General features: G+C 71.6%; 20 protein-coding genes. 8 read left to right on the top strand and 12 right to left on the bottom strand.

All coding sequences use genetic code 11. The annotated features are described in order from the left end of the window. The first annotated feature begins 56 nt into the window (after nucleotides 1–56). Nucleotides 57–1364 (top strand): DUF4032 domain-containing protein, encoded by a 1308-nt coding sequence (locus ACE3O1_RS09475; RefSeq protein WP_374314770.1) that lies wholly within the window; start codon nucleotides 57–59, stop codon nucleotides 1362–1364. A 51-nt stretch (nucleotides 1365–1415) separates the two neighbouring features. On the opposite strand, the gene ACE3O1_RS09470 is transcribed toward ACE3O1_RS09475, so the two are convergent. From ACE3O1_RS09470 to cysS, 3 genes are all read right to left on the bottom strand, one after another. Next, nucleotides 1416–2057: an NAD(P)-dependent oxidoreductase gene (locus ACE3O1_RS09470; RefSeq protein ID WP_374314768.1), complete on the bottom strand. Its 642-nt coding sequence runs from the start codon at nucleotides 2055–2057 to the stop codon at nucleotides 1416–1418. Between the two features lie 84 nt (nucleotides 2058–2141). Further along, nucleotides 2142–3128 (bottom strand): 23S rRNA (guanosine(2251)-2'-O)-methyltransferase RlmB, encoded by a 987-nt coding sequence (gene rlmB, locus ACE3O1_RS09465; RefSeq protein ID WP_374314767.1) that lies wholly within the window; start codon nucleotides 3126–3128, stop codon nucleotides 2142–2144. Between the two features lie 39 nt (nucleotides 3129–3167). Next, complete coding sequence (gene cysS / locus ACE3O1_RS09460; RefSeq protein WP_374314766.1) at nucleotides 3168–4700, bottom strand: cysteine--tRNA ligase; 1533 nt, start codon at nucleotides 4698–4700, stop codon at nucleotides 3168–3170. Between the two features lie 32 nt (nucleotides 4701–4732). Between cysS and ACE3O1_RS09455 the strand changes: the two genes are divergently transcribed. Further along, nucleotides 4733–5674 carry a DMT family transporter gene (locus ACE3O1_RS09455; protein ID WP_374314765.1) on the top strand — a complete coding sequence of 314 codons (942 nt, stop codon included), beginning with the start codon at nucleotides 4733–4735 and terminating at the stop codon, nucleotides 5672–5674. A 42-nt stretch (nucleotides 5675–5716) separates the two neighbouring features. Next, nucleotides 5717–6184, top strand: coding sequence for a GNAT family N-acetyltransferase (locus ACE3O1_RS09450; protein ID WP_374314764.1), 468 nt, complete (start codon nucleotides 5717–5719; stop codon nucleotides 6182–6184). Nucleotides 6185–6308: 124 nt separating this feature from the next. On the opposite strand, the gene ispD is transcribed toward ACE3O1_RS09450, so the two are convergent. Together ispD and ACE3O1_RS09440 are read right to left on the bottom strand one after the other, a co-directional pair. Beyond that, nucleotides 6309–7514, bottom strand: a complete 1206-nt coding sequence (ispD, locus tag ACE3O1_RS09445) for a 2-C-methyl-D-erythritol 4-phosphate cytidylyltransferase (RefSeq protein ID WP_374314763.1) — start codon at nucleotides 7512–7514, stop codon at nucleotides 6309–6311. 37 nt (nucleotides 7515–7551) lie between these two features. Further along, nucleotides 7552–8034 (bottom strand): CarD family transcriptional regulator, encoded by a 483-nt coding sequence (locus tag ACE3O1_RS09440; RefSeq protein WP_045298114.1) that lies wholly within the window; start codon nucleotides 8032–8034, stop codon nucleotides 7552–7554. 146 nt (nucleotides 8035–8180) lie between these two features. On the opposite strand from ACE3O1_RS09440, the gene ACE3O1_RS09435 reads away from it, so the two are divergent. Continuing rightward, entirely contained in the window at nucleotides 8181–8681 is a 501-nt protein-coding gene (locus tag ACE3O1_RS09435) for a DNA modification methylase (protein WP_374314762.1), read from the top strand. 64 nt (nucleotides 8682–8745) lie between these two features. On the opposite strand, the gene ACE3O1_RS09430 is transcribed toward ACE3O1_RS09435, so the two are convergent. Continuing rightward, the gene (locus ACE3O1_RS09430; protein WP_374314761.1) at nucleotides 8746–9429 is read right to left on the bottom strand and encodes a response regulator; all 684 of its coding nucleotides are present in this window, start codon (nucleotides 9427–9429) and stop codon (nucleotides 8746–8748) included. Next, nucleotides 9426–10643 (bottom strand): sensor histidine kinase, encoded by a 1218-nt coding sequence (locus ACE3O1_RS09425; protein WP_374314760.1) that lies wholly within the window; start codon nucleotides 10641–10643, stop codon nucleotides 9426–9428. The genes ACE3O1_RS09430 and ACE3O1_RS09425 overlap by 4 nt, the downstream gene beginning before the upstream one ends. Before the next feature lie 168 nt (nucleotides 10644–10811). On the opposite strand from ACE3O1_RS09425, the gene phoU reads away from it, so the two are divergent. Continuing rightward, nucleotides 10812–11492: a phosphate signaling complex protein PhoU gene (gene phoU, locus ACE3O1_RS09420; RefSeq protein WP_374314759.1), complete on the top strand. Its 681-nt coding sequence runs from the start codon at nucleotides 10812–10814 to the stop codon at nucleotides 11490–11492. Between the two features lie 72 nt (nucleotides 11493–11564). Here the strand turns inward: phoU and ACE3O1_RS09415 are convergent, their stop codons facing one another. Further along, nucleotides 11565–12314: a phosphoglyceromutase gene (locus tag ACE3O1_RS09415; protein WP_374314758.1), complete on the bottom strand. Its 750-nt coding sequence runs from the start codon at nucleotides 12312–12314 to the stop codon at nucleotides 11565–11567. Nucleotides 12315–12377: 63 nt separating this feature from the next. Between ACE3O1_RS09415 and ACE3O1_RS09410 the strand changes: the two genes are divergently transcribed. Beyond that, nucleotides 12378–13220, top strand: coding sequence for a class I SAM-dependent methyltransferase (locus ACE3O1_RS09410; RefSeq protein ID WP_374314757.1), 843 nt, complete (start codon nucleotides 12378–12380; stop codon nucleotides 13218–13220). Here ACE3O1_RS09410 and ACE3O1_RS09405 read toward each other — a convergent pair whose 3' ends face one another. The 4 genes from ACE3O1_RS09405 to ACE3O1_RS09390 all read right to left on the bottom strand — a co-directional run bounded on the left by ACE3O1_RS09405 (nucleotide 13221) and on the right by ACE3O1_RS09390 (nucleotide 16485). Next, on the bottom strand, nucleotides 13221–14321 hold the full coding sequence (locus ACE3O1_RS09405) for an aromatic acid exporter family protein (RefSeq protein WP_374314756.1): 1101 nt from the start codon (nucleotides 14319–14321) through the stop codon (nucleotides 13221–13223). Between the two features lie 22 nt (nucleotides 14322–14343). Next, complete coding sequence (locus ACE3O1_RS09400) at nucleotides 14344–15450, bottom strand: folate-binding protein YgfZ (RefSeq protein ID WP_374314755.1); 1107 nt, start codon at nucleotides 15448–15450, stop codon at nucleotides 14344–14346. After that, nucleotides 15450–16046, bottom strand: a complete 597-nt coding sequence (locus tag ACE3O1_RS09395; RefSeq protein ID WP_374314754.1) for an FABP family protein — start codon at nucleotides 16044–16046, stop codon at nucleotides 15450–15452. The genes ACE3O1_RS09400 and ACE3O1_RS09395 overlap by 1 nt, the downstream gene beginning before the upstream one ends. A 148-nt stretch (nucleotides 16047–16194) precedes the next feature. Further along, nucleotides 16195–16485, bottom strand: coding sequence for a hypothetical protein (locus ACE3O1_RS09390; protein WP_374314753.1), 291 nt, complete (start codon nucleotides 16483–16485; stop codon nucleotides 16195–16197). Nucleotides 16486–16623: 138 nt separating this feature from the next. On the opposite strand from ACE3O1_RS09390, the gene ACE3O1_RS09385 reads away from it, so the two are divergent. Both ACE3O1_RS09385 and ACE3O1_RS09380 read left to right on the top strand, forming a co-directional pair. Beyond that, nucleotides 16624–17322 carry a winged helix-turn-helix domain-containing protein gene (locus tag ACE3O1_RS09385; RefSeq protein WP_374314752.1) on the top strand — a complete coding sequence of 233 codons (699 nt, stop codon included), beginning with the start codon at nucleotides 16624–16626 and terminating at the stop codon, nucleotides 17320–17322. A gap of 54 nt (nucleotides 17323–17376) precedes the next feature. After that, nucleotides 17377–19185: RNA degradosome polyphosphate kinase (locus ACE3O1_RS09380; RefSeq protein WP_374314751.1), on the top strand; the 1809-nt coding region annotated here is incomplete at its 3' end.

Raw genomic sequence — 19185 nt, 5'->3', positions numbered from 1 at the left:
GGCGCGGTGGGAGAATGATTCCCACCGCGCCGTTGCGCATTTCCCAGGGGGTGATCGTGCCGGACGCCTTGAGCATCACGGCGAGCAGCGTCGACCCGGGGCTGCTCGCGCTGCCGTGGTCGACGCCGCTGGCGGACTGGCCGTCGAGCAACATCGTCTATCTGCCCAAGGGCATCTCGCGCCACCTGGTGCGCTTCGCCAACCTCTCGGGCCGGGTCGTGGCCATCAAGGAGACGACCGAGCAGATGGCGCGCCGCGAGTACGACATGCTCGGCAACCTCGACCGCCTCGATGTCCCCTGCGTGCAGCGCGTCGCGGTGATCGCCGGACGGACGGATGCCGCGGGCGACCCGCTGCCCGCGGCCCTGGTGACCGCACACCTGAAGTTCTCGCTCCCCTACCGGGCGCTGTTCACGCAGGTGCTGCGCCCCGACACCGCCACGCGCCTGGTCGATGCGCTCGCGGCCCTGCTGGTGAACCTCCACAACGTCGGGTTCTTCTGGGGCGACGTCTCGCTGTCGAACACCCTGTTCCGCCGCGACGCCGGCGCCTTCGCCGCCTACCTCGTCGACGCCGAGACCGGCGAGCTCCACGAGACCGGCCTCACTCCGGGCCAGCGCGCGCACGACCTGGACGTCGCCCGCACGAACATCGCCGGCGAGATCATGGACCTCGAGGCCGGCGGCCGCCTCGAGGGCGGGGTCGACGCCATCGCGATCGCCGACGGGATCGTGTCGTCGTACCACTCGCTGTGGGCGGCGCTCACCGACCGCGAGTCCTTCGCGGCCGACGAGGTGTGGCGCATCACCGAGCGCGTGCAGCGGCTCAACGACCTCGGCTTCGACATCGGCGAGATGTCGATCAAGACCGCCGAGGACGGCACCCGCGTATCGATCCAGCCCAAGGTCGTCGACGCCGGCCACCACACCCGGCGCCTCATCCGCCTCACCGGACTCGACGTCGAGGAGAACCAGGCACGCCGGCTGCTGAACGACCTCGACGAGTTCCGCGCCCGGGTCTCGCGGCTCGGGGACGACGAGGAGATGGTGGCGCACGAGTGGCTGACGCGCGTCTTCGAGCCGGTCGTGAAGGCGATCCCGTGGGACCTGCGCGCCAAGCTCGAGCCGGCGGAGGTCTTCCACCAGGTGCTCGAGCACCGCTGGTACATGTCGCAGGCGCGCGGCCGCTCGGTCCCGCTCGCCGAGGTGCTCATGAGCTACATCGACGACGTGCTCCGCCACCGCCGCGACGAGGCCACGCTGATGGGCCCGCCGACCGAGACGGTGTCGCTGCCGGTGATCACCTCGAGCATGCCCGTCGTCGAGGACGACGACGACGAGATCGACTGGCGCGACCTCGTCTGAGACGCCGAAGGCGCGCGCCGGCCGCAGCCGTGGGCGCGCCCTCGCACGACGTCAGTAGCCGACGGTGAAGCGCTCGCGCGAGTGCTTCGGGTTCTCGATCTCGTCGACCACCGCGACGCCCAGGTCGGCGCCGGAGATGAAGGACTCGCCGTTCTCGTCGGTCACGAGCACATCGCCGCCGTCACGGTAGCTGCCGGTGCGCTCCCCCGGGTTCCAGAAGCCGAAGCCGCCGGCCGGGTGGATGTAGAACCAGTCCCGCGACGCGGGGCCCTGCTGCAGGTCCTCGAGGATCCCGATGGCCTCGAGGGCCTCGGGCTTGTACTCCTCGGTGAACGAGGGCTGGTCGACGAGCCTCTCGCCGCCGGGGGCGACGAGGCTGCCGCCCGCGCCGCCGATCACGCCGATGCGCACGCTCTCGGGCAGCTCGGCGACGAGCTCGGCGACATTGGTGCGGACCAGGCCCTCCATGTCGGCGCGCGCGGGCACCGCGGAGATCACCACGTCGACGCCCTCCAGCTCCGCGACGAGGCTCGGCACGTCGAGGAGCGTGCCCTCGATGTACGTCGCACCCTCGATGCGCTCGGCCGGCACAGAGCGGGCGACCGAGACGACTGTGTGGCCGCGGCTCACCGCCTCGGCGACGATGTGACTGCCGGCGTAGCCGGTCCCTCCGATGACGGCGATGCGAGCCATGCTCTCCCTTTCGACGGTTACGACAGGTGGAAGCCGCAGTCGCCGCGCTTCATTCCCATGAATACGCCGTGTGACGGCATCCGCTCATTCCCCGGCGCTGCGGAGCGTGGCGACCTGGTAGAGCGCGACGGATGCCGCGATCCCGGCGTTGAGGGATTCGGTGGCGGCCGAGATGGGGATCGACACGATCTGGTCGCACGTCTCGGTGACCAGGCGCGACAGCCCCTTGCCCTCGGAGCCGATCACGATCACGACGGGACGGTCGGCGAGTTCGAGTGAGGGGAGCGACACGTCGCCGTCTCCGGCGAGGCCGAGGATGAAGACCCCCTGCTTCTTGAACTCCTTGAGCGTGGTGGTGAGGTTCGGCGCCATGGCGACGGGGATGCGCGCGGCCGCCCCGGCGCTGGTCTTCCACGCGGCGGAGTTTACGCTCGCCGACCGGCGCTGCGGCACGATGACGCCCTGTCCGCCGAAGGCCGCCGTGGAGCGGATGATCGCACCGAGGTTGCGGGGATCGGTCACGCCGTCCAGCGCCACCAGCAGCGGCAGCTTGTCGTCGGCGATGATCTCCTCGAGGAGGTCCTGCGGGTGGGCGTACTCGTACGGCGGCACCTTGAGGGCCACGCCCTGATGCACGCCGTCGAACCCGGCCATGCGGTCGAGCTCGGGACGCATGACCTCGAGCACGGGGATGTCGCGGTGGGTGGCGATCGAGAGCATCTCCTTGACGCGGTCGTCCATCTCGACGCGCTGGGCGATGTAGAACGCCGTAGCCGGGATCTTGGCCCGCAGCGCCTCGAGCACCGAGTTGCGGCCGGTGACCGTCTCGGTGTCGTCGTTGTTCTTCCCCCGCGTCTGCCGGGCGGGACCGGACTGGCCGGGCTTCCCCTTGCCGCCCGCCGCGGCGTAGCGCTCGGCCGCGGCCTTGCGCTTGCCCGCGGGGTGCCACGCGCGGTCCTCGGCCTTGGGCGTGGGCCCGCGGCCTTCCAGCGAGCGCTTGTTCTTGCCGCCGGTGCCCTTGGTGGGGCCCTTCTTGCCCTTTGCGGCGCCGGGGCGTCCTGGCTTGGCCATTGGTTTTCCTTTCCGGCCGGGCTCCGCCCGGCAGGCTCGCTAGCGCGAGCCAGAGTTGTCGCGGGCCCCCACCACGCCGGGATCAGCCTCGGCGAGGCTCCAGTGCGTGCCGTCCGGCCCGTCTTCGAGGGCGATGCCGGCCGCCGCGATCGCGTCGCGGATGCGGTCGGCGGCCGCCCAGTCCTTCGCGGCGCGCGCGTCGGCGCGCTGCGCGATCATGGTCTGCACGAGGGTGTCCAGCGCGGATGCCTCGGCCGAGGCGTCCGCCCGGAGCCACTGCTCGTCGAGCGGATCGATCCCGAGGATCCGGGTCATGGTGCGCACCTGCAGCGCCCACTCCCACGCGCCGGCGTCGTCGCCGGCACCGAGGGCGGAGTTGCCTGCGCGGACGGCCTCGTGCACGACGGCGAGCGCCTGCGGCACGCCGAGGTCGTCGTCCATCGCGGCGGCGAACGCCGGCGGCGGCTCGTCGGACCACGGGCCGCCCGGCTCGGGCCCGACGACCGCGGAGTCGACGCCGTGCTCGGCGCCCTCCGGCGGATCGGCCTGCCACGCGAACGGGCTCGGCACGCGGGCCACCCGCTCGAGGAACGTGCGGATGCGACCGATCGCCGCGGCCGCCTCGTCGAAGCCGCGCTGCGAGATGTCGAGGCTGGAGCGGTAATGGGCGGCGAGGAGCGCGTAGCGGATGACGAGAGGGTCGAGCTCTTCGAGCGCATCGGCGGCCAGGACGAAATTGAAGAGCGACTTCGACATCTTCTGGCCGTCGACGGTCACGAGGCCGTTGTGCACCCAGTACTGCGCGAAGCCGTCACCGGCCGCCGTGGACTGGGCGAGCTCGTTCTCGTGGTGGGGGAAGCGCAGGTCGAGACCGCCGCCGTGGATGTCGAACTCGGCGCCGAGGTAGCGGCGCGACATCGCCGAGCACTCGATGTGCCAGCCCGGGCGACCGGGGCCCCACGGCGATTCCCAGACGGCCGAGGACGGCTCGCCCGGCTTCGCGCCCTTCCAGAGGGCGAAGTCGCGGGGGTCGCGCTTCCCGCGCGGATCGGCGTCGGCGGCGGGCTCCATCGCATCGAGGGACTGGTTCGTCAGCGAGCCGTAGTCCGGCCACGACCGGACGTCGAAGTAGACGTCGCCCGCGGCATCCGACTCCGCGCCCGCCGGATAGGCGTGTCCTGCGGCGATGAGGCGCTCGATGATCTCCTGCATCTGCGGGATCGACGCCGTCGCGCGCGGCTCGTAGGTCGGCGGCAGGATGCCGATCGCCGTGTACGCCTGCGTGAACTCGAGCTCCATCCGGTAGGCCAGCGCCCACCAGGGCTCGCGGCGCGTCGCGTTGGCGAGCACCTTGTCGTCGATGTCGGTGACGTTGCGCACGAACGTGACGCGCCCGAAGCGGTGGGCGAGCCAGCGGCGCAGGATGTCGAAGCTCAGCGCGCCGCGCAGGTGCCCGATGTGCGGTCCGGACTGCACCGTCGGGCCGCAGACGTAGATCGTGACGTTCGAGGGGTCGAGCGGAACGAAGTCGCGCAGGGCCTGTGCCTTGCTGTCGTAGAGCTGAACCGTCACCGCACCAGCCTACCGGCGCGTTTCCGGTAGAAATGGGAGTCGTGCATGTACTCGCCGTCCTCGCCGCCGCCGTGCTGTTCGGCACGACCGGCACGTCGCAGGCCCTCGGCCCCGACGGGACGACCCCGCTGTCGATCGGCGTCGTGCGCATGGTCATCGGAGGCACGGGCCTCGCGGTCATCGCGTTCCTGCTCGCCGCGCGCCACGCCCGTCGGCGTCCGGCGGGCGACGCTCCCCCACCGCGCCTCGGTCCGCGCCCCCTCTCGCTCATGGTGCTCACCGGCGCGTGCCTGGCGATCTACCAGCCGCTGTTCTTCCTCGGCACCGAGCGCAACGGCGTCGCCGTCGGCACGGTCGTCGCGCTCGGCTCCGCGCCGATCCTCGCGGGTCTGCTCGAGTGGGCGCTCACCCGACGGATGCCGAGCCCGACCTGGATGGGGGCGACGGCGCTCGCCACGCTGGGCGTGGTGCTCCTCGGTTTCGGCGGCGAGGCGGGTGGCACGGGCGGCACCGACCCGGTCGGGCTGCTCGGATCCATCGGGGCCGGGGCCTCGTTCGCCGTCATCGCGAACGCTCAGCGGCGGCTGCTCGACGAGGGCTGGGATCCGTTCACGGTCGTCGGGTCGATGGGCGCGAGCTCGGCCGTGATCTGCGCGTTCGCGGTGCCGTTCGTCGACCTGTCGTGGCTCGGGACGACGAGCGGGCTGGTCATGGCGCTGTGGCTCGGCCTCGCCACGATCTCCGTCGCCTACGTCCTGTTCACGTGGGGACTGAGCGGCCTCACCGCCGCCACCGCGGCGACGCTGACCCTCGGCGAACCGCTGACCGCCGGCATCCTGGGCATCGTCGTGCTCGGCGAGCAGCTGTCCGCCCTCGCGATCGTGGGGCTCGCGGTGCTCGGCGCCGGCCTGGCGCTGCTCGCCTGGGGATCCCGCTCGCCGCGCGACCCGAAGCCGTACGCCGTCGAGGCGTGACGAAACCCGCCCGCAACGCGCGCGTGCGACACTGCTGACGACATGCAGACCACGATCGACATCCGCCCCGACGACCTCACCGGCGACGCCACGAGACGGCTCGTCGCCCACCACCTCGCCGGCATGCACGACACGTCGCCGCCCGAGAGCGTGCACGCGCTCGACGTCGAGGCGCTCGCCGACCCGACGATCGCGTTCTACTCCGCCTGGATCGACGGCGAGCTCGCCGGCATCGGGGCGCTCAAGACGATCGACGAGGCGCGGGGCGAGCTGAAGTCGATGCGCGTGGACGCCCGCTTCCTCGGGACGGGGGTCGGCCGCGCGCTCCTGCGCCACCTCATCGCCGACGCGCGGCGACGCGGCATGACGAGCCTGTGGCTCGAGACGGGCTCGACCGAGGAGTTCCTCCCCGCCCAGCGCCTCTATGCGAGCGAGGGCTTCGTGGAGTGCGGCCCGTTCGACGGCTACGCCGCGGACCCCTTCTCGGTCTTCATGACGCGCACGCTCTGAGCCGCGGCATCCACACCGCAGCATCGGTCGTCGAGAGATTCAGGCGAATCGACGGATGCAGGCGCCTTCGGCGCGGACCGGCCTGCTTTCGTCGAATCGCCTGATCTGGTCGAGGCGGGCGCGATCAGGCGCGCACCACCAGGGCGACGGCGAACGCCGCGACGCCCTCGCCGCGACCCGTGAACCCGAGGCCGTCGGTGGTCGTCGCCGACACCGACACCGGCACTCCGCCCAGGGCGGCCGACAGCGCCGCCTCCGCCTCCGCCCGGCGCGCGGCGAAGCGGGGCCGGTTCGCCTGCACCTGCACGGACACGTTTCCCACGCGCCATCCGGCCTCACCGAGCAGACCGAGCGTGCGGGCGAGGAACACGTCGGCGTGCGCGCCGGCGTACTCGGGATGGTCGGTGCCGAAATGGGTGCCGATGTCGCCCAGTCCCGCCGCGGCGAGCAGCGCATCGACGATCGCGTGCGCCACGGCGTCGCCGTCGGAGTGACCCGACAGCGCGGCCTCACCCGGCCACTCCAGCCCGGCGAGCCACAGGGTGCCGTCGCCGCCGAAGGCGTGCACGTCGGTTCCCACTCCCACGCGCGGCACCGCGACGTCGTGCTCGAGGCGCGAGGCGACCGGCGCGATCGGGGCTTCCACGACGAGGCCGCGCGCCCGGTCGAGGTCAGCGGGCGTCGTGATCTTGAAGGCGAGCGGATGCCCCGGCACCGCCGCGACGCCGTGTCCGGCATCCGCCACCAGCGCGGCGTCGTCGGTGAAGTCCTGCGCGGCCGCACGGTAGGCCGCCTCGAGCACGTCGCGGCGGAAGCCCTGGGGCGTCTGCGCTGCTCCGAGCGCGGACCGATCCACCACGCCGACGATGTCGTCACCCTCGACCCGCTTGATCGTGTCGACCACGGGGAGCACGGGGACGACCCCGTCGCGTCCGGATTCGACGGCCGCGATCACGCGTTCGAACACCTCAGGCGGGGTGAGCGCGCGAGCGGCGTCGTGGACCAGCACGATCTCGACGTCTCCCCACAGGGCGGCGAGCCCCGCGGCCACGGACTCCTGTCGCGTGCTTCCGCCGGTGACGACGGTCACGAGGTCACGACGATCTCGTGCCGCCTCGAGCGCGTCGCTGCGTGCGTCGCCCTCGCGGCCGGCCGGGACCACGACGACGACCTGGGCGGCAGGGGCGCGGAACACCCTCTCCAGCGAATGGCGGAGGATGCTGTGCCCGTCGATGCCGACGAACCCCTTCGGCGCACCGGCCCCGAGGCGCGTTCCGGACCCGGCCGCGACAACGACGATGCCGACGCGGGGAACGGGTGCGATGGTCACGCGACCACGCTAGCGGGTGCGACGCACCCGAACCGCGTCAGGAAGCGAGGACCTCGTCGAGAAGAACGCTGGCCTTCTCTTCGTCGGTCTTCTCGGCGAGCGCGAGCTCGGAGATGAGGATCTGCTTCGCCTTGGCGAGCATGCGCTTCTCACCGGCCGACAGACCGCGGTCCTGATCGCGGCGCCAGAGGTCGCGCACGACTTCGCTGACCTTGATGACATCGCCGGACGCGAGCTTCTCGAGGTTCGCCTTGTAACGGCGCGACCAGTTCGTGGGCTCCTCGGTGAAGGGAGCCCGCAGCACCTCGAAGACCTTGTCGAGGCCCTCCTTGCCGATGACGTCGCGGACGCCGACCAGGTCGACATTCTCGGCGGGGACTTCGATGATGAGATCACCCTGGGTCACGTTGAGCTTGAGATACTTCTTCGTCTCGCCCTTGATGATCCGGTCTTTGACCTCGATGATCGTTGCCGCGCCGTGGTGGGGGTAAACGACCGTCTCGCCAACCTCAAAAAGCATGGAGTTATGTCCTTTCGGCAACCTCCAGGATACCACAGGCGACATACGCTAAGGTTCGCCGCTCACGGCCTGGCGCCGCTCCCCCACGTGCCCGTCGGCGAACCCCTAGAATGCTGAGGAAGCCGTCATCCGTCCTGGGAGGACCCGTGAAACCCCGTCACCTCGCGTCGATCGCCGTCGCCACCGCTCTGGTTCTCGGCACGACGGGATGCAGCATGATCTCGCCGCAGGCGACCACCATCCAGTACTCGGCGGCCGAGGGCGTCAACGTCTACGACGCCGGTCCGCTCGATGTGCGCAATGCCTTCATCGTGGCCACCGAGGACGGCGCGGCGGGCAACTTCGTGGCGGCGGTCGTCAACGACACCGACACGTCGCACACGCTGCGCATCGAGCTCGGCGAGGGATCGTCGACGATCCCCCTCACCGTGCGCGTGCCCGCACGCACGACCGTCAGCCTCGGGGCCGACGGCGAGGACCCGATCCTCGTCGAGGGACTCGACACCCCTCCGGGATCGGACATCCCCGGCTACTTCCAGTCGGGCGACGAGGACGGCGCGCTCATCTCGGTGCCGGTGCTCGACGGCGAGCTGCCCTACCTCTCTCCGCTCGTGCCCGAGCCGGCGATCGACCTCACCACCCCCTGAACGACGACGAGAACCCCGCCCCCGCTGCTGCGGCCGGCGGGGTTCTCTCATTGCCCGGCGAGCGTCAGCCTTCGAACCGGTAGCCGAGCCCGCGCACGGTGACGAGCATCTCGGGGGTCCCCGGGTTCAGCTCGATGCGCGAGCGGATGCGCTTGATGTGCACGTCGAGCGTCTTGGTGTCGCCGAAGTAGTCGCTCCCCCACACGCGGTCGATGAGCTGCCCGCGCGTGAGCACACGCCCCGCGTTGCGCATCAGCACCTCGAGCAGCTCGAATTCCTTGAGGGGCATGCTGATCTCCGAGCCCTCGACGGCGACCGTGTGCCGGTCGATGTCGAGCACGACGCGGCCGCCTTCGAGCACGCGGTCGTCGAGGTCCGCGTCGATCTGCGAGAACCGGCGCAGCACCGCGCGCATCCGCGCGAGCAGCTCCCGCGCCGAGTACGGCTTGGTGACGTAGTCGTCGGCTCCGAGCTCGAGGCCGACCACGATGTCGACCTCGGAGTCCTTCGCGGTCAGCATGATGATCGGCACCGTCGAGGTCGTGCGGATCTGCCGGCACACCTCGGTGCCGGGCATCCCCGGGAGCATGAGGTCCAGCAGCACGATGTCGGCGCCGCGCTCGCGGAAGGCGACGAGGGCCGCGGGGCCGTCCTCGGCGATCTCGACCTCGTAGCCCTCGCGGCGCAGCAGGTAGGCGAGCGGGTCGGCGAGGTCGGGCTCGTCCTCGACGATCAGGACTCGGGTCATGCGGGCTCTCCGTTCGTGGGAAGGGTTCGGGATGCCGGAGCGGCGGCGCGCTTCTTCCTGCGGCCGCGCGGGGTCGCAGGCTGGTCCGGAGGCGCCGGCGTCGCCGGAAGCCTGATGGTGAACGTCGATCCCCGGCCGGGCCGGGACCACAGCTTCACCTCGCCCCCGTGGCGCTGCACGGCGTGCTTGACGATGGACAGACCCAGGCCGCTGCCGCCGGTGCGGCGCGCCCGGGCGGGGTCCGCGCGGTAGAAGCGCTCGAACACGCGGTCCTGCTCGCCCTCCGCGATGCCGATGCCGCGGTCGGTCACGGCGATCTCGACGACGCCGTCGACCAGCTTGACGCCGACCCCCACGCTGGAGCCGCGCGGCGAGTAGGCGATCGCGTTGGCGATGAGGTTGCCGACCGCCTCGCTGAGCACCTGGGCGTCGCCGCGCACGTACAGGCCGCGCTTGCCGCCGCGCACCACCTCGACGCCGGCGGAGTCCGCCTGGATCGCGTGCGCGTCGACCGAGGATGCCACGACCTCGTCGACGGAGACGTCGCGGTCCTCGGTGAGCTCCTCGGACGACTGCAGGCGCGAGAGGTTCATGATGCGCGACGTCAGCAGTGCGAGACGGGATGCCTCGGCGGTGAGCCGCGCGGCGAAGATGCGCACCTGCGGGGGGTCGTCCGCGGCCATCTCGATGGCCTCGGCCAGCAGGCTCACCGCGCCGACCGGGGTCTTCAGCTCGTGGCTCGTGTTCGCCACGAAGTCGCGGCGCATCTGCTCGACGCGCTCGTGCTCGGTGATGTCGCGCAGCACGAGCAGCGTGAGACGCGGCGAGATGCGCGTCGCACGCACCACGACGAGCCGCGGCTCGGCCGGTGGAGCACCGCGGCGCAGGCGGATGGTCTCCGAGGCCGGTGCGCCGCTGTCGCGCGCTGCCCGGGCGATGCCGCGCAGCTCGTCCGCGGGCACGGAGCGTCCCTCGACGAAGTGGAACGGGGCAGCCGGGCCCGAGGCCGCGAGCACCGTGTACGACGCGTCGACGACGACGGCGGCGTCGTCCATGCCGTGCAGCACCTCGCGCACCCCGTCGGGGATGGCCAGCGAGGTCTCCGCCCGGGCACGATCACGTGCTCGCAGCGAGGTGACGATGACCGCGGAGACGGAGCCCCCGATGACGACGCCGGCGAGGAGGGCGAGCAGCGCGAGCTGCGTCGTGTCCATGGTGACAGCGTAGAGGGCGACCGGGATCGCCGATCGCCACGCGAGGGCCGTCCGGCAGGCCACGCGGGTACTATTCACCGCGGCGGCACCGTTCGTTAACCTTCGGTGACGACAATCGCCGAGGATCGTGGCGGCAGATGCTGCCCGAGTCAGGAAAGGTGCGTCTTCATGCGCGAAGTCTTCCATCAGTCGCTCGAGGACGTGCAGAGCCGTCTCGTCGAGATCGCCGAGCTGGTCACGGTGGCGATCGACAAGGCGACGCGCGCGTTCAGCACGAGCGACGTCTCGCTGGCCGAGGAGGTCATCGAGGACGACGCCATCATCGACGAGAAGGCCGTCGCACTGGACGAGCTCGCGATCGAGATCCTCGCGCGCCAGCAGCCGGTCGCCCGCGACCTGCGCATCGTAGTCAGCGCCCTGCGCATGAGCGCCTCGCTCGAGCGCATGGGCGACATCGCCGAGCACATCGCCCAGCTGACGCGCATGCGGTTCCCCGAGCGCGCGATCCCCAAGGGCCTCAAGTCCACGTTCACCAAGATGGGCGAGCTCGACGTCGAGGTGGCGCGCCAGCTCACCGAGCTGCTGCGCACCCAGGACCTCGCCGTCACCGAGCGCATCCGCAACGCCGACGACGAGATCGACGACCTGCACGTCTCCGTGTTCGAGAAGGTGCTCAGCGACAGCTGGCAGGGCGAGGCATCCGCCACCGTCGATGCGACGCTCGCGAGCCGCTACCACGAGCGCTTCGCCGACCACGCCGTCTCGGTCGCCAAGAAGGTCGCCTACCTTTCGACCGGCGACTGGACGCCCGCGACCGACACCCTGGACGTCATCCAGATCCAGCCGTAGGCTGCCTCGGACGGAAGAGACCGGATGCTCCCCAGTTGGGGGAGCATCCGGTCTCTTGCGTGTGGGTGGACGCTACTTCTTGCCCTGCGCGGCGACGGCCGCGGCACCGGCGGCAGCCGCCTCGGGGTCGAGGTACTCGCCGGGGCCGAGCGGCCGGAGGTCCTCGTCGAGGCGATAGACCAGCGGGATCCCCGTCGGGATGTTGAGCTCGGCGATGTCGGCGTCGCTGATGCCGTCGAGGTGCTTCACGAGGCCGCGCAGCGAGTTGCCGTGCGCTGTCACGAGCACGGTCTTTCCGGCCTTCAGGTCGGGCACGATGTCGCTGTGCCAGTAGGGCAGCATGCGGTCGATCACGATCTTGAGCGACTCGGTGTCGGGAACCTCGCCGTCGATGTCGGCGTAGCGGGGGTCGCCCACCTGGCTGTACGGGTCGTCGGCGGGGAGCGGCGGCGGCGGGACGTCGAACGAACGGCGCCACAGCATGAACTGCTCGTTGCCGAACTCCTCGAGCGTCTGGGCCTTGTCCTTGCCCTGCAGGGCGCCGTAGTGCCGCTCGTTGAGGCGCCACGTGCGCTTGACGGGGATCCACAGGCGGTCGGCGCTGTCCAGCGCGATGTCCGCGGTCTGGATGGCGCGGCTGAGCACGGAGGTGTGCAGGACGTCGGGGAGGATGCCGGACTCGGCGAGCAGCTCGCCGCCGCGCGCGGCCTCGGCCTTGCCCTGGTCGGTGAGGCGGACGTCGACCCAGCCCGTGAACTGGTTGGTCTTGTTCCACTCGCTCTGGCCGTGTCGGAGGAGGATCAGCGTGTAGGGCGCGGTCATGCGCCCCATGATATCGGCGCACGGCGGCCCGCCCCGGCCGATGACGGCTGGCATCATGGGGACATGGGCTCCGCTCGCTCCTCGGCCGCGCATGCACGGCGGGTCGGGCGCATCACGCGCGGCACCACCGGGACGAACCGGCTCCGACGCATCGACCGCTGGATCGCGCGGCATCCCGCGCTGCGGCGCTCCGAGGACCCGCTGGTCGTGGATCTGGGGTACGGCGCGAGCGGCGTCACGGCGCTCGAGCTCCAGGCGCGCCTGGCGCGGGAACGGCCCGAGGTCGAGGTGCTCGGCCTCGAGATCGACCCCGCGCGCGTCGCCCGCGCCGACGAGCAGCTGGCCGCAGTGCGCGCGGGGCTGACCTCGTTCGCGCCGGATGCGCGCGTCTCGTTCGGGCTCGGCGGGTTCGAGGTGCCGGTGCCCCGCGGGCGCCGCCCCGCCGTCATCCGCGCGTTCAACGTGCTGCGGCAGTACGACGAGCACGAGGTCGCCGCCGCCTGGGCGTCGATGGCGGCGCGCCTTGCGCCGGGCGGGCTCCTCGTCGAGGGGACGTGCGACGAGCTGGGCCGCATCGCGACGTGGGTGGCCCTGGATGCCGCGGCCCTGCCGCAATCGTTCACCCTGTCGCTCCGGCTGGCCGGGCTGGAGAATCCGTCCGTCGCCGCGGAGCGGCTCCCCAAGGCCCTCATCCATCGCAACGTCCCGGGCGAGCGCGTGCACGAGCTGCTCGCCGCGCTGGACGCGGAGTGGGAGCGCGCCGCCGCGATGTCGCCGTTCGGCCCGGTCGAGCGCTGGCGGGCCGCGCTGGACGCGCTCGCGCGCGCGGGGTGGCCGCTGCGCGAGCGATCCCGATGGCGGCTCGGCGAGCTCACGCTGCCGTGGGAGGCCGTCGCGCCCCGCTGATCAGATGCGGGGCACGGCCGCGCGGGCCTCGTCGGGCGGCATGCCCGTCGCCGTGAGCAGGTCGACGACCAGCGGGCGCATCGCCGCGATCAGGTTCTGCTCGCCGAATGACGCGCCGGGCAACAGCGTCGCCGGGTCGAGGCGCGCCGCGACGGCCACGAGCGCCGCGCGGGCGGCCGGCTCGAACCCCAGGTCGTCGAGCGAGTCCCTCACGAATCCGGCACCGCGCACGATGTCGGCCAGGACGTCGGCGGAGACGGGCCGCGGCATCCCGTCGTCGCACAGGTAGACCGCACGGCGTGCCACGACGCGCAGATTGCGTGTGGCGAGGTCGACCGACTCGCGGATGCGCTCCTGCCGCACGAGCTCGTCGCGCCCGCGACGCAGGAAGGGCGAGATGCGGGCGATCGCCCGCCCCGACTCCAGCGACGAGCGCCACGAGTCGAGGAGCGGCTGCAGCGCACGGGACTTCTCGAGGCCGCGCTCGGCGCGCATCCGGTCCCCGCGGCGCAGCCCCTGGGTGATGGCCGCTGACGCGTTCTCCATCGCGGCGAAGACCGCCCGGCCGTCGCGCAGGGCCGCGCGGAGCGGATTGCGCGGGATGAGCGCGGTGACGAGCAGCGCGGCCACTCCGCCGACGATGCCGTCCACGAGCCGGAGGAACGGCGCGGTCGCCGGGATCACCATCACGATGAGCGACTGGATGGCCGCGGCGATCGCGAAGCTCGCCTGCGGCGAGAGGAACCGGGCGACGACGAGCGTGAGCGCCAGCGTCAGCCCCAGCTGCCACCACCCCGTGCCGGCGACCAGCAGGAGCAGCTCCGCGACGAGGATGCCCAGGAGCATCCCCAGCACCGTCTCGAGCACGCGGCGCGGGCGCGCGTCGCGCACGAGTCCCAGGCTCGACACCGTCACGGTCGCGGCGAGCAGCGGCGCCGGATGCCCCAGCACGATGTGGGCGAAGACGTAGGCGCCGGTCGCGGCCACGACGATCTGCACGATCGGGATCCCCGACTCGGCGACGCGCACCAGTGCGGGCCGCGGATCGAACCGCGCACGCCACCCTGTGGGCACCGCGCTCGTCGCGGCCGGGCCGCTCACCCCGCGGCTCCGCTCCCCCGCATCATGTCGCCGACGCGCGGCGCGAGAGCCGCGTCAGCCTGGGCACGTTGGCCGTCGCACCGGCGTCGGGAGGGACGACCACCTCCTGCGCCGCGGAGATCGGCCCGTCGTCGGTGTCGACCAGCAGCGTGGCGTCGACCGGGGTCGAGCGTCGCACCACGGCGAGCGCGATCGGCCCCTCCTCGAAGTGGAGCGCGGCCGACGTCACCGCCCCGACCACGTCGTCGCCGACGCGGACGGCCGCTCCCCGCGCGGGGAGGACGCTCGAGCTGCCGTCGAGCTGCAGCGCCACGAGGCGACGGGGCGGGTGGCCGAGGTTGTGGACCTTCGCCACCGTCTCCTGGCCGCGATAGCACCCCTTGGTCAAGTGCACCGCCGTGCGCAGCCAGTCCAGTTCGTGCGGCAGGGCGCGCTCGTCGACGTCGAGGGACCGGCGCGGGCGCCAGGCCGCGACGCGCAGGGCGTCGGCGGCAACGAGGCCTGCCACGACGAGGTCGCCGCGGGAGGCGGCATCCGCCAGACGCCGCTCCTCGTCGCGCGTGACGATCGCCTCGGCCCAATCGCGCTCGGCACCGGGGTGGGGGTCGATAGCGGCGTACGCGTGCCCGCCCGGAGCGACATCCGGCCACGGATCGGTCCACACGAGCGGCACGCCCGCGGGGGCGGCCGGGGTCACCGCGGCCAGAGCCGCCGCCGACCCGCCGACGACGGCGTAGTCCTCGCTCGCGTCACGAGGATCGACACGGAGCCGGAACCGCATCTTGCGCAGCCAGGTCAGCAGCCCCTCGGCATCCGACCTGTCGACGATCAGCCAGGCGGTCTCGCCGTCGTCGACGACGGATGCCGCGTGCTCGATGCGTCCCTGAGGGTCGAGCACCAGCAGTTCGGTGCTGACCCCGGGCGCGAGGGCGGCGAGCGCCTGCGACGTGAGCGAATCGAGCCACGACAGGCGGTCCTCGCCGGGGACGGCCAGCACCACGCGATCGCCCAGCGGCACCACGGCACGGCCCGCCGCGAGCGCGCGCTGCTCGGCGAGCGGGCTGCCGAGGTGCTGCAGCCCGGCCTCGTCCACGACGGCGCCGGGGAGTCCGGAGAACGGGGTGTCCATCACTCCGCCCGCGCGAGACGGGCCGATGCGTGCGCGGCGAGCTCCTCGCCGAGCGCGGCCATGTCCCACGCCCACAGGAGGTGGCCGTCGACGAGTCCGTACATGCGCGTCGCAGCGGCGTAGGACTTCGCGCCGGCGGGGCGGACGACCGCATCGGTGGCGATGTCGATGCGCGGCCCGCGGATCTGTCCGAGGTACAGCTCGCTCACGCCGTCGGCGTGGACGAGGACCACCTCGATGTCGAAGCCGCTCTCCGCATTGCGCAGCAGCTCGACGTCGTCGACGGTGCGCGCCGGCGCCGGTGCGAGGGGTGGGAGCAGGCCGGGGCCGGCGTCCGCGTCGGTGGCCGGTCGCGACAGGCGCCAGTAGCCCATCTCGGCGACGAGCGGCGTGCGCACGTCGCCCTCGCCGTGCAGCCACGCGCTCGCCGAGTAGTTCAGGTAGTCCCCGCCGTCATGGCTGAAGCTCACGCGATGCGTGAACTCGCCGGCGTAGGCGTGGTCGGCGTAGTCGATGACGCCGGTGCCCTCCCACACGCCGACGAGCCACGAGAGGGGCGCGAGGTCGGCGGGGAGGTCGGTCGGCAGGTCGAACACGGCGCGGCCGATCAGCGCTGGCCGCGATACAGGTTCTTCAGCACGACGACCGAGACGAAGGCGATCGCGAGCGACGCCAGACCGAGGAGACCCACGAAGAAGAGCTCGAGCGCGAAGAGATCCATGCGGTCCAGTCTAGTCGGCGTGCTCAGCCGGGGACGATGGCCGCCAGGCCGAATCCGAGGCTGATGACGCCCATCACCACGAGGGCGCCGAGGGCGCTGGCGGCCACGCGCTCGGTGAAGCCCTGCGAGCGACCGCCCCACAGCTGGACGGCGAACGAGAGGATGAGGCATCCGCCCATCCCGACGGCGAGCCACTGGGCACGCCAGTCGTCCCCCGCGAACAGCCCCACCAGCACGGAGATCACGGCAGCCGCCACCCACACGGCGATGATGCCGCCGAAGGTACGGCGAGGAGCGAGTTCAGGCACGGCCACGGCCCCATTCTCACTCACCGCGGCGCGTGATGCACCCCGGCGCTGCGCGTCTCGCGAGGTCGCGGCGCAGAGGCGACCCCCCGCCACGCCCTACACTGGGGGGCAACGGCGCGTCCCGCGCGCCGGGAAGGCGACGCTTTGGCACAGCTCCTGGTTCTGAGCTCCGCGCACGGAGCCGGTCCCGTCCTGCCCTCCCTCGAGCTGCTCAGCCACCGGGTGCGCCAGATCCCCGCGGAGCCCGCGCAGCTGGTGAACGCGCCGAGCGCCGACGTCATCTTCGTCGATGCCCGCATCGACCTCGTGGGCGCGAAGTCGCTCTGCAAGATCCTGAACACCACGGGCCTCGACGCCCCGCTGCTGCTCGTCGTCACCGAGGGCGGCCTGACCGCCGTCTCGACGGACTGGGGCGTCGACGACGTCATCCTGGTCACCGCCGGTCCCGCCGAGGTCGATGCGCGCGTGCGGCTCGCCATCGGCCGGATGAGCAAGGAGCAGGTCTCGACGCGCATCCAGACCTCCGGCATCACGATCGACGAGTCGTCGTACTCGGCCAAGGTGCACGGCAAGCCGCTCGACCTCACCTACAAGGAGTTCCAGCTCCTCCACTTCTTCGCGACGCATCCGTCACGGGTCTTCACGCGCGAGCAGCTGCTGAGCGAGGTGTGGGGCTACGACTACTTCGGCGGCACCCGCACCGTCGACGTCCACGTGAGGCGCCTGCGGGCGAAGCTCGGCGATCTCGAGCAGCTCATCGGGACGGTGCGCAACGTCGGCTACCGCTTCAACGTGTACGAAGACGACCAGATCCCCGCGCCCCGCGAGCGCACCGGGGCCTGACCCGCGGGAAAGCCCGTTCACACGCTCGTCACCTCTGCCTGCAATGATGAGGGGATGATCGACCACGAGGTGCTCGACGCCGGCCTCGGCGACGCGGACGACGACGACTTCGACCTGGACGAGGAAGTGGACGCCCAGCTGCCCGACCACCGCTATCTCGACCGTGAACTGAGCTGGCTCGCCTTCAACCAGCGCGTGCTCGAGCTCGCCGAGGATCCCAGCATCCCGCTGCTCGAGCGCGCGAACTATCTCGCGATCTTCGCGAGCAACCTCGACGAGTTCTTCATGGTGCGCGTGGCCGGCCTCAAGCGCCGGATCGTCACCGGGCTGGCCATTCCGACCAACGTCGGGCGAGCCCCCGCCGAGGTACTGGGCGACATCTCGACCGAGGCCCACCGCCTGCAGCTGCGTCACGCGGACGCGTGGACGCGGCTGGTCAAGCCCGAGCTGGCTGCCGTGGGCGTCGAGGTCGTCTCCTACGACTCCCTCGACCAGCAGGACCGCGCCGCGCTGTACGAGTACTTCCAGGCCCAGGTCTTCCCGGTCCTGATGCCGCTGGCCGTCGACCCGGCGCACCCCTTCCCCTACATCTCGGGACTCTCGCTCAACCTCGCGATCCGCATCCGCAACGCCCGGACCGGGCGCCAGGAATTCGCGCGTCTGAAGGTGCCGCCGATGCTCCCCCGGTTCGTCGAGGTGCCCTCGTCCGGCGGGGTGCTGCGCTACCTGCCGCTCGAAGACCTCATCTCGAGCCACCTCGACGACCTCTTCCCCGGCATGGAGGTGCTCGACCACCACGCCTTCCGCCTGACGCGCAACGAGGACGTCGCGATCGAGGAGGACGAGTCCGAGAACCTCATCCAGGCCCTCGAGGCCGAGCTGCTGCGGCGGCGCTTCGGCCCGCCGATCCGCCTCGAGATCACCGACGACATGGACGAGCTCACCCTGGATCTGCTCATCCGGGAGCTCGACATCACCGAGCAGGAGGTCTACCGCCTGCCCGGGCCGCTCGACCTGCGCGGCCTGTTCGACCTGCGCATCGACCGGCCCGACCTGAAGTTCAAGCCGCACGTGCCGACGACCGCCATGGCCTTCCAGCCCGGCGACAACAACGAGCGCCCCGACATCTTCGCGTCGATCCGCAAGGGCGACGTGCTCGTGCACCACCCGTACGAGTCGTTCGCGACCAGCGTGCAGGCCTTTCTGGAGCAGGCGGCGAAGGACCCGCACGTGCTCGCCATCAAGCAGACGCTCTACCGCACGTCGGGCGACAGTCCCATCGTCGAGGCGCTGATCGACGCCGCCGAAGCCGGGAAGCAGGTGCTCGCGCTCGTCGAGATCAAGGCGCGCTTCGACGAGGCGAACAACATCCTGTGGGCCCGGAAGCTCGAGAAGGCGGGCGTGCACGTGGTGTACGGCCTCGTCGGGCTCAAGACGCACTGCAAGCTCGCGCTCGTCATCCGCGAGGAGGGCGGCGTGCTGCGCAGCTACAGCCACGTCGGCACGGGCAACTACAACCCCAAGACGAGCCGCATCTACGAGGACTTCGGCCTGTTCACGGCGGACGACCAGGTCGGACGCGACCTCACGCGCCTGTTCAACGAGCTCAGCGGCTACGCGATCGAGAAGAAGTTCAAGCGACTCCTTGTCGCTCCGCTCCACCTGCGCAAGGGCCTGCTGCGCCTCATCGACAAGGAGCGCCGCAACGCGATCGCCGGCAAGCCCGCGAGCGTGCGCATCAAGGTCAACTCGATGGTCGACGAGCACGTCATCGACGCCCTGTACCGCGCGAGCCAGGCCGGGGTGAAGGTCGACGTGTGGGTGCGCGGCATCTGCTCGCTCAAGCCGGGGGTCCCCGGGATG

It is taken from the genome of Microbacterium sp. (assembly GCF_041909575.1).
Classification (GTDB): domain Bacteria; phylum Actinomycetota; class Actinomycetes; order Actinomycetales; family Microbacteriaceae; genus Microbacterium.
Note: the sequence above shows the minus strand (reverse complement) of the source record. Positions and strands in the feature narration are given on the sequence as shown.

What these genes read in the sequence shown, in the direction of transcription:
- phoU (WP_374314759.1), top strand. Translation starts at nt 10,812, where the DNA reads ATGCGCGAAGTCTTCCATCAGTCGCTCGAGGACGTGCAGAGCCGTCTC.
- ACE3O1_RS09455 (WP_374314765.1), top strand. Translation starts at nt 4,733, where the DNA reads ATGGGAGTCGTGCATGTACTCGCCGTCCTCGCCGCCGCCGTGCTGTTC.
- ACE3O1_RS09440 (WP_045298114.1), bottom strand. Translation starts at nt 8,034, where the DNA reads ATGCTTTTTGAGGTTGGCGAGACGGTCGTTTACCCCCACCACGGCGCG.
- ACE3O1_RS09400 (WP_374314755.1), bottom strand. Translation starts at nt 15,450, where the DNA reads ATGGACACCCCGTTCTCCGGACTCCCCGGCGCCGTCGTGGACGAGGCC.
- ACE3O1_RS09450 (WP_374314764.1), top strand. Translation starts at nt 5,717, where the DNA reads ATGCAGACCACGATCGACATCCGCCCCGACGACCTCACCGGCGACGCC.
- ACE3O1_RS09415 (WP_374314758.1), bottom strand. Translation starts at nt 12,314, where the DNA reads ATGACCGCGCCCTACACGCTGATCCTCCTCCGACACGGCCAGAGCGAG.
- ACE3O1_RS09410 (WP_374314757.1), top strand. Translation starts at nt 12,378, where the DNA reads ATGGGCTCCGCTCGCTCCTCGGCCGCGCATGCACGGCGGGTCGGGCGC.
- ACE3O1_RS09470 (WP_374314768.1), bottom strand. Translation starts at nt 2,057, where the DNA reads ATGGCTCGCATCGCCGTCATCGGAGGGACCGGCTACGCCGGCAGTCAC.
- ACE3O1_RS09430 (WP_374314761.1), bottom strand. Translation starts at nt 9,429, where the DNA reads ATGACCCGAGTCCTGATCGTCGAGGACGAGCCCGACCTCGCCGACCCG.
- ACE3O1_RS09425 (WP_374314760.1), bottom strand. Translation starts at nt 10,643, where the DNA reads ATGGACACGACGCAGCTCGCGCTGCTCGCCCTCCTCGCCGGCGTCGTC.
- rlmB (WP_374314767.1), bottom strand. Translation starts at nt 3,128, where the DNA reads ATGGCCAAGCCAGGACGCCCCGGCGCCGCAAAGGGCAAGAAGGGCCCC.